Origin of the sequence: uncultured Amaricoccus sp., from assembly GCF_937858865.1 — a bacterium.
In the GTDB taxonomy this organism is placed as follows: Bacteria; Pseudomonadota; Alphaproteobacteria; order Rhodobacterales; family Rhodobacteraceae; genus Amaricoccus.
In genome coordinates this window covers 1-7,960 of the sequence record NZ_CALLYO010000646.1, presented here as the reverse complement: position 1 = coordinate 7,960, position 7,960 = coordinate 1, and the positions used below count along the sequence as shown (strand labels likewise).

Genomic DNA, 7,960 nt, shown 5'->3' with positions numbered 1-7,960 from the left:
ACCGGCAGCGAGACGCCGTGCACCATGGCGGCGGCGTCGGAGAGGAGGAAGAGGATGACCTCGGCGATGTCGTCGGGGTCGGCGAAGCGGCCCATCGGGATGCGGCGGAGCATGCCGGCGGCCTTCTCCTCGTCGGACCAGGCCTTCACCGCCATCGGCGTGAGGGTGACGGTGGGGTTGACGGGTTGACGCGGATGCCGAGGGGGCCGAGCTCGACCGCCATCACCCGGGTCATGCCGTCGAGGCCGGCCTTGGAGGCGCAATAGGCGGCATGGTCGCGGAAGCCGATGAAGGCGGACATGCTGGAGACGTTGACGATGGCGCCCTTGCGGCCCTCGGCGACGAGGGCGCGGGCGTATTCCTGCGCCAGGATCATCGGCGAGCGCAGGTTGACCGAATAGAGCAGGTCGAGGTGCGCCTCGGGGAGCTCGAGGAAGGGGTCGAGCTCGGTGGTGCCGGCGTTGTTGACGAGGAGATCGGCCGGGAGCGCGGCGCGGGCGGCGGCGCGGGTCGCCTCCGGGTCGGCGAGGTCGACGGCGATGGTGCGGCAGCCGGTCTCGGCGGCGAGGGAGGCGAGGTCCGCCTCGGAGCGGTAGAGGGCGATCACCTGGGCGCCGCGGCGGGAGAGCATGACGGCGGTGGCCCGGCCGATGCCCTTGCCGGCGCCGGTGACGATGACGCGCCTGGCCGAGAAGGCCGGCATCAGATCCGGGCGCCGCTTGCGCCGTCGAAGACGTGGACGCGGCGGGGGTCGATGCGGAGGGGGATCTCGGTGCCGGGCTGGACGGTGAGCCGGTCCTTGACCACGGCGTCGATCGAGTCGGTGCCGAGCCTGGCGAAGACCTGGGTCTCGGAGCCGGTGGGCTCGAGGACCGAGACGCGGGCGGCGACGCCGCCCTCGCCGATGTCGATATGCTCGGGGCGGATGCCGTAGACGATGGGGCGGCCGGCCTCGGCGGAGACCTCGGGGAGGGGGAGGCGGGCGCCGCCCTCGGCGAGGAAGGTGCCGGGGGCCTCGACCTTGCCCTTGATGAAGTTCATCGCCGGCGAGCCGATGAAGCCGGCGACGAAGGTGTTGGATGGGTGGTCGTAGAGCTCGAGCGGGGCGCCGATCTGCTCGACCCGGCCGTCGCGCATGACGACGATCTTGTCGGCCATGGTCATCGCCTCGATCTGGTCGTGGGTGACGTAGACGATGGTGGTGCCGAGGCGCTGGTGCAGCTCCTTGATCTCGACGCGCATGGCGACGCGGAGCTTGGCGTCGAGGTTGGAGAGCGGCTCGTCGAAGAGGAAGACGGCGGGGTCGCGGACGATGGCGCGGCCCATGGCGACGCGCTGGCGCTGGCCGCCGGAGAGCTGCTTGGGGTAGCGGTCGAGCAGGTGCCCGAGGTCGAGGATCGAGGCGGCCTTCTGCACCTTGGCGTCGATCTCGGACTTCGGCGCGCCCTTGATCTTCAGCGCGAAGCCCATGTTCTCGGCGACGGTCTTGTGCGGGTAGAGGGCGTAGGACTGGAACACCATGGCGATGTCGCGGTCCTTCGGCATCACGTCGTTGACGACGCGGCCGCCGATCGAGATCTGGCCCTCGGAGATCTGCTCGAGGCCGGCGATCATCCGGAGCAGCGTCGACTTGCCGCAGCCGGAGGGGCCGACGAGGACGACGAACTGGCCGTCCTCGATGTCGACGGAGACCCCGTGCATCACCTGCACGGTGCCGTAGCGCTTCTTCACGTTCCTGACGGTAACCTCGGCCATGACCGTCCCCCTTACGCCGGCATCTCGATCTGCATCTTCACCTCGCCCGGCGGGGCGGAGGCGGCGAGCTCGAAGGCCTCGACGCTCTCGTCGAAGCCGAAGGTGCGGGTGATCAGCGGCTTCACGTCGATGGCGCCGGACGACAGCATGGCGATGCAGCGCGGGAAGACGTGGGCATAGCGGAAGACGTGCTCGACGCGGGCCTCGCGCACCATCGCGGCGCCGACGTCGTAGGCGACGGGCTCGGACTGGCCGCCGATGAAGACGACGCGGCCGCCGGGGCAGAGCGGCTCGAAGACCCCGCTCGCGCCCTTCGGGTTGCCGGAGCATTCGACGACGACGTCGGCGCCCCAGCCGTCGGTGGCGGCGAGGACGGCCTTCGCGAGGTCCCGGGAGCGGACGTTGACCGGGGTGATCGGGCCGAGGCTGGCGGCGAGGGCGAGCTTGGCCTCGTCGACGTCGGAGACGTAGACGCGGGCGCAGCCGGCGGCCAGCAGCGAGAGGGCGGTGACGAGGCCGATCGGGCCGGCGCCGATCACGACGCCGATGTCGCCGGGCCTGACCGCGGCCTTGGTGGCGCCGTGGACGCCGACGGCGAGGGGCTCGACCATGGCGGCTTCGGCGAAGCTGACGTTGTCCGGCAGCTTGAAGGTGAAGAGCTCGGGGTGGACGACGGTGGGGCGGAGGATGCCGTGGATCGGCGGCGTCGCCCAGAAGCGCACCGCCGGGTCGACGTTGTAGATGCCGAGGCGGGTGGCGCGGCTGTCGGGGTCGGGGATGCCCGGCTCCATGCAGACCCGGTCGCCGACCTTCAGCGTCTTCACCCCGGGGCCTATCTCGACGACGGTGCCGGAGGCCTCGTGGCCGAGGATCATCGGCTCCTTGACGACGAAGGGGCCGATGGCACCGTGGGTGTAGTAGTGGACGTCGGAGCCGCAGATTCCGACGGTATGCAGCTTGATGCGCACGTCGCGGGGGCCGAGCGTCTCCTCGCGCTCGATCGGGAAGTCGCGGAGGGAGAGCCTGTGCTTCTCTTCGAGGACGAGGGCCTTCATGCGGGGGAGCTCCTTGGGCGTCAGCCCTTGCGGATGATGACGGCGCCGAGGACGAGCACCAGGACGTAGCAGAGGTAGATCGAGACGCCGGCGGGCTCGAGGAAGCGCATCCAGAGGAGGATGAGCGCGACGGCGATGTAGATGGCGATGAAGAGCCGGTCGAACCAGTTGGTCTGGATCGGCAGGAAGCCGCGGCGGGCGGCGCGGGCGGCGACCTCCTGCGCCTCCTCGTCGACGGCCTCGAGGTCGATGACAGGCTCGAGCGGTTCGGCCATGGCGCTACTCCTTCACCGCGCCGAAGGTGAGGCCGGCGACGATGTGCCGCTGCACCATCGAGAAGATGATGAGCGCCGGGATCAGGGTGAAGATGGAGATGGCGGCCATCTTGCCCCATTCGGTGCCGGTCGTCGTCACGTACTCCGAGAGGCCGGTGGTGATGGTGCGGGCGTTGAAGCTGGTCAGTGTCGCGGCGAGCAGGAACTCGTTCCAGGCGAAGACCCAGATCAGGATGAAGGTGACGGCGAGGCCGGGCTTGGCGAGCGGCCAGATCACCTCGCGGATGGTCTGCCAGGTGGAGGCGCCGTCGACGGTCGCTGCCTCGTCGAGCTCGCGCGGGATGCCGTCGATGGTGGGGCGCAGCGTCCAGATGGCGAAGGGCAGGTTGAAGGTCGAGTAGAGCAGGATGAGGCCGATGCGCGTGTCGTAGAGCTTGAAGTCGCCGATCACGAAGACCTTGGTGAAGAGGAGGAAGAAGGGCAGCAGGAAGACCGCGGCGGGCGCCATGCGGTTGGTGATGGTCCAGAAGAAGATGTTCTCCTTGCCGCCGATGTCGTAGCGCGACAGCGCGTAGCAGGCCATGAAGGCGAGCACGCTGCAGAGCACCGCGTTGCCGGTCGAGACGATGAGCGAGTTCGTCATGTAGCGGCGCAGCGTCGGGTCGTGGAAGACCTCGACGTAGTTCCGCCAGTAGACGGTGTCGAGGATGACGCTGGGGGTGGTGAAGAGGTCGACGGCCGGCTTCACCGAGATGACGAAGAGCCAGTAGATCGGGAAGAGGGTGGTGAAGGAGAGGATCACCCAGAGGGCGACGTTCAGCCAGGGGTTCGACGGGCGCATGTCAGTTCCCCTTGTTCCTGGGCGCCACCAGCCCGACGTAGAGCATCCAGCACATGACGAGGGTCAGGTAGAGGACGATGACCGAGATGGCCGAGCCGTAGCCGTAGTCGGTCTTCGGGAAGACGACCTTCCAGATGTGGAGGCCGATGTAGCGGGTCGCGGCGCCGGGGCCGCCGCCGGTCAGCATCCAGACCTCGTCGACGGTGCGGAGCGCGTCCATCAGGCGGATGAAGACGGTGGCGAGGATCGCCGGGCGGATCATCGGGAGCGTGATGTGCCAGAAGATCTGGGCGCGGCTGGCGCCGTCGATCTGCGCCTGCTCGAAGGGCTCCTTGGGGAGCGAGAGGAGGGCGGCGAGGAGCGTCAGCGTGACGAGCGGCGTCCAGTGCCAGATGTCCATGATGACGGTGAACATGAAGGCGGTGCCGGCGTCGCGGCCGATGTTGATGTCGATGCCGAAGAGCTGGTTGGCGTAGTAGGGGATGATGCCGATCGAGGGCGTCGTCATCAGCCGCCAGACCGAGCCGACGACGATCGGCGCGACGATCAAGGGCAGGGTGTGGATGGTGCGGAAGACGGCGCGGCCCGGGAACTCGCGCATGAAGAGCTGGGCGAGCAGGTAGCCGATGACGATCTCGGAGAAGACGGCGAAGAAGGCGAACTTCAGCGTCACCCAGATCGAGAGGAGGAACTCGCCGTCGAAGACGAGGCGCCGGAAGTTGTTGCCCCAGATGAAGATGCGGTCGGGGCTGGCGCCGAAGGGGTTCCACTGGTGGAAGGAGAGGAAGAGGACGTAGATGAACGGCAGGATGCCGAAGACGCCGAGCAGGAGGAGCGTGGGGGTGAGCAGGAGCCACCCGACCTTGTTCGATCGCATCCGTCCCTCCTCGGAGATCAGCGGTGGGGGTGCCGGCCGGGGCGCGCTGCCCGGCCGGCGGTGGCGCCGGCGGCGCTACTTGCGGTAGCCGAGGTTGGTCAGCTCTTCCTCGGCCTTGGCCGCCATCTGGTCGAGGCCGGCGTCGGGCTCGATGGCGCCGGTCAGGATCTCGTAGAAGATCGGCGCGGTGGCCTCGCGGACCTGGGCGTGGAACGGGAACGGCGGGGCGCCGGCGAAGAGCTTGCCCTGGTCGCGCAGCATGGTGAAGTAGCCGCCGAGCTTCTTGTCGAGCTCCTGCACCGCCGGGTCGTCGTAGGTCGCGGTGTTGGTGATGCGCGAGCCGGCGACCGCCCAGGGACCCTGCACCGAGTCCTGGCCGATGTACTGCAGGAAGAGCAGCGCCGCTTCCTGGTTCTTCGAGGTGATGGGCAGGCCGAAGGCGCCGCCGTCGTAGTAGCCGATGTAGCCCTCGCCGGCCTCGACCTGCTCGAGGACGCCGGGCTCGGTCGGGGGCAGCGCCACGCCGACGTTGCCGACGACGCGCGACTTCTCCGGGTCGGAGGCGATCCAGGCGGCGTTCTCGCCGTAGATGAGGCCCTGGGCGGCGCGGCCGGCGGCGAAGGTCGTCGCGGTCTCGGTCCAGGTCGAGGCGGCCGACTCGGGCGGGGCGATGTCGCGCAGGTGCAGCCAGTACTTCAGCGCCGCCTTGGCCTCGTCGCTGTTCATCCGGCCGCCGTTGGCGACGGAGGCGGCGTAGTTGTTGTCGGCGTCGATGCCCCAGTTGTAGACGCCGAAGGTCGGGGCGATCGACTCGAAGAACTCGTACCAGGAGGCCGGGTGCCCGGTGTGCGCCTGGGCGGTGGTGCCCCAGATGTCCTTGCCCTGGCCCCATTCGGTGAAGAACTCGGCGATCTCGGTATATTCCTCGTGGGTCGTCGCCGGCTTCAGGTCCTTGCCGGTCTTCTCCTTGAAGGCGGCCTGGATCTCGGGGTCGTTGAAGAGGTCGGTCCGGTAGAGGTAGATCTTGATGAAGGCCTCCATCGGAAGGCCCATCAGGTCGCCGTCGGCGTTCTTGAAGTAGTCGGCGAAGCTGGTGAAGGCCTCCTCGGAGAAGTCCGGCGCCTTCAGCGACGGGTCGTCGGCGAGCGCCTTGGTGATGTCGACGAGGAAGTTCCGCGCCAGGTAGGCGTAGATGATGTCCTGCTCGATGTAGACCATGTCATAGATGCCGGTGCCGGCTTCCATGTCCTTGATGGCCTTGTCGTACATCTGGTCCCAGGAGGTCGTCTCGATCTCGACCTTGATCCCGGTCTTCTCGGTGAACTCGGGCGCGAGCACGTCCTTGACGTAGTTGGACGGCGGCGTGCTCTCGGTGACGCCGTGCAGCGTGACGCCCTGGAACTTGGCCCCGGCGTCGGACCAGAAGTCGGCGAGCGCGGGCATCGATCCGGCCAGCAGCCCTATCAGGAGGGTCGCCCCGCCCGCCTTGAGATGGTGTCGCATGTGCTTCCTCCAGTTGGCCCCAGGCCCGCGACCGGTCCCGGGGTTTGCTTTGCCGGCCGCCCAGCGGGCGCTTGCCGCGGGGCGCTCCGCCGCGCCATCCGGCGCCGGTCGCATCGGGCTCCCCCTCGACGTGGATTAACCTATTCGCGCCAGCCAGACAATGATTTGTTGCGTCGTGAGCATAACCGCGGAGGAGCATGGCGCAATAATCTTGCGCTGGCACCGGTCGTATGTAGTGTGCGCTGCAACATGAGTGCCGCTGAACAGAAATCTTGTTGTGGCCCTGACGGGTTTGGCTGTCGTCCGGGTGACCGGAGCGCTTGACAGGGCGGTAGGCTGGCTGATTTGTTGCAACAGGCAACAATTCAGTATGGTTGCCGCAGCAAAAGGCGGCGATGCGTTGAGCGACCCCGCGCTGACCGCGATCTCGCCGAGCCGCCTCCGGCAGAGCAACGAGGCGGCCGTACTGAGGGCGCTGCACCGGTTCGGGCGGCTGAGCCGCGCCGAGCTGGCGCGGAAGCTGCGGCTCAACCGATCCTCGTCGGGGCATATCATCGCGGCGCTGCTCGCCTCGGGGCTGGTGCGGGAGACGGCGGAGGAGCGGCCGGGGCGGCCGGCACCGCCGCGGGCGGGACGGCCGGGGATCATGTTCGAGCTGGTGCCCGACGCCGTCTTCTTCCTCGGGGTGGAGATCGGGGTCGAGCATATCGCGACGGCGGAGATCGACCTCGAGGCGCGGCTCGTCGCGCATCAGGTCGAGCCCTTCGCCGGGGCGGCGGTCGCGCCGGAGGCGGCTATCGGGCAGGCGCTCGGGCTCGCCTTCCGGGCGGTCGGGGCGGAGCGGCTCGGGCGCTGCGAGGGGGTCGGCGTGTCGCTGCCGGCGCAGCTCGACCCCGGCGGCTTCGTGCGGGTCGCCCCGCTGCTGCGCTGGCGGGAGGTGGACACGCCGGCGCTGGTGCGGCGGGCGCTGCCGGTGCCGCTGCCGGTCGTGGTCGAGAACGACGCCAACAGCTTCGCGATCGGCGCCACTTATGGGCGGCGGCAGGCACGGGCCGGGGTGACGCTCTTTCTCGTGCTCGAGACCGGGGTGGGCGGGGGGATCGTCATCGACGGGGTGCTCTTCCGCGGCGCGCACGGGCTCGCCGGGGAGATCGGCCACATGGCGGTGCCGGGGCCGGACGGGACGATGCGCAACCTCGAGGAGCTGATCGGGCTCGAGAGCGTGCTGGCGGCCTTCGCCGCCCGCTCGGGGGTCGCCGCGCCGCGGCTCGAGGACTTCCTCGCCGACGTGCGCGACCGCGAGCCGGGGGCGGTGGCGGTGGCGGAGGACTGGGCGCGGGGGCTCGCGCATGCGCTGGTGCAGACGGCGCGGGTGATCGACCCCGACCATGTCGTCCTCGGCGGGTCGCTGGCGCCGCTCTACCCGCTGGTGGCGGCGCGGGTGTCGGCGCATGTCCGGGCGATGCAGGAGCCGAGCTTCCCGCTGCCCGCGGTCAGCACCCACGACGCCCCCGGCATCGGCGCGGCGTTCGGCGCCGCCTGCATGCTGCATCAGCGCTATCTCTCACTGGAGCGGCAGCCGGCGGTGTAAGCAGTGTCACGCGCGCGAGGCCGCGGGCAAGGATCGCGCGCCGAGGCGGCGCAGGGTGCGGAG

The 7,960-nt window shown here is 69.4% G+C and carries 9 protein-coding genes; 1 reads left to right on the top strand and 8 read right to left on the bottom strand.

Annotated elements, in window-relative coordinates; all coding sequences use genetic code 11:
• The 8 genes from Q0112_RS19310 to Q0112_RS19275 form a co-directional block, all read right to left on the bottom strand.
• The coding region (locus tag Q0112_RS19310; RefSeq protein ID WP_297977729.1) for an SDR family oxidoreductase at positions 1 to 155 on the bottom strand (155 nt) is incomplete at its 3' end.
• Entirely contained in the window at positions 146 to 703 is a 558-nt protein-coding gene (locus tag Q0112_RS19305) for an SDR family NAD(P)-dependent oxidoreductase (RefSeq protein WP_297977728.1), read from the bottom strand. The genes Q0112_RS19310 and Q0112_RS19305, both read right to left, overlap by 10 nt.
• The gene (locus tag Q0112_RS19300) at positions 703 to 1,755 is read right to left on the bottom strand and encodes an ABC transporter ATP-binding protein (RefSeq protein ID WP_297977727.1); all 1,053 of its coding nucleotides are present in this window, start codon (positions 1,753 to 1,755) and stop codon (positions 703 to 705) included. The genes Q0112_RS19305 and Q0112_RS19300 overlap by 1 nt, the downstream gene beginning before the upstream one ends.
• 11 nt (positions 1,756 to 1,766) lie before the next feature.
• Complete coding sequence (locus tag Q0112_RS19295) at positions 1,767 to 2,810, bottom strand: NAD(P)-dependent alcohol dehydrogenase (RefSeq protein WP_297977726.1); 1,044 nt, start codon at positions 2,808 to 2,810, stop codon at positions 1,767 to 1,769.
• 20 nt (positions 2,811 to 2,830) lie between these two features.
• A complete protein-coding gene (locus Q0112_RS19290) occupies positions 2,831 to 3,085 on the bottom strand; it encodes a DUF2160 family membrane protein (protein ID WP_297977725.1) in 255 nt (84 codons plus the stop codon).
• A 4-nt stretch (positions 3,086 to 3,089) separates the two neighbouring features.
• Positions 3,090 to 3,926, bottom strand: a complete 837-nt coding sequence (locus Q0112_RS19285; protein ID WP_297977724.1) for a carbohydrate ABC transporter permease — start codon at positions 3,924 to 3,926, stop codon at positions 3,090 to 3,092.
• 1 nt (position 3,927) lies between these two features.
• Positions 3,928 to 4,803: a carbohydrate ABC transporter permease gene (locus Q0112_RS19280; RefSeq protein ID WP_297977722.1), complete on the bottom strand. Its 876-nt coding sequence runs from the start codon at positions 4,801 to 4,803 to the stop codon at positions 3,928 to 3,930.
• 75 nt (positions 4,804 to 4,878) lie between these two features.
• A complete protein-coding gene (locus tag Q0112_RS19275) occupies positions 4,879 to 6,306 on the bottom strand; it encodes an extracellular solute-binding protein (RefSeq protein WP_297977720.1) in 1,428 nt (475 codons plus the stop codon).
• Between the two features lie 400 nt (positions 6,307 to 6,706).
• On the opposite strand from Q0112_RS19275, the gene Q0112_RS19270 reads away from it, so the two are divergent.
• Positions 6,707 to 7,897, top strand: a complete 1,191-nt coding sequence (locus Q0112_RS19270; protein WP_297977718.1) for an ROK family transcriptional regulator — start codon at positions 6,707 to 6,709, stop codon at positions 7,895 to 7,897.
• Positions 7,898 to 7,960 lie beyond the last annotated feature (63 nt).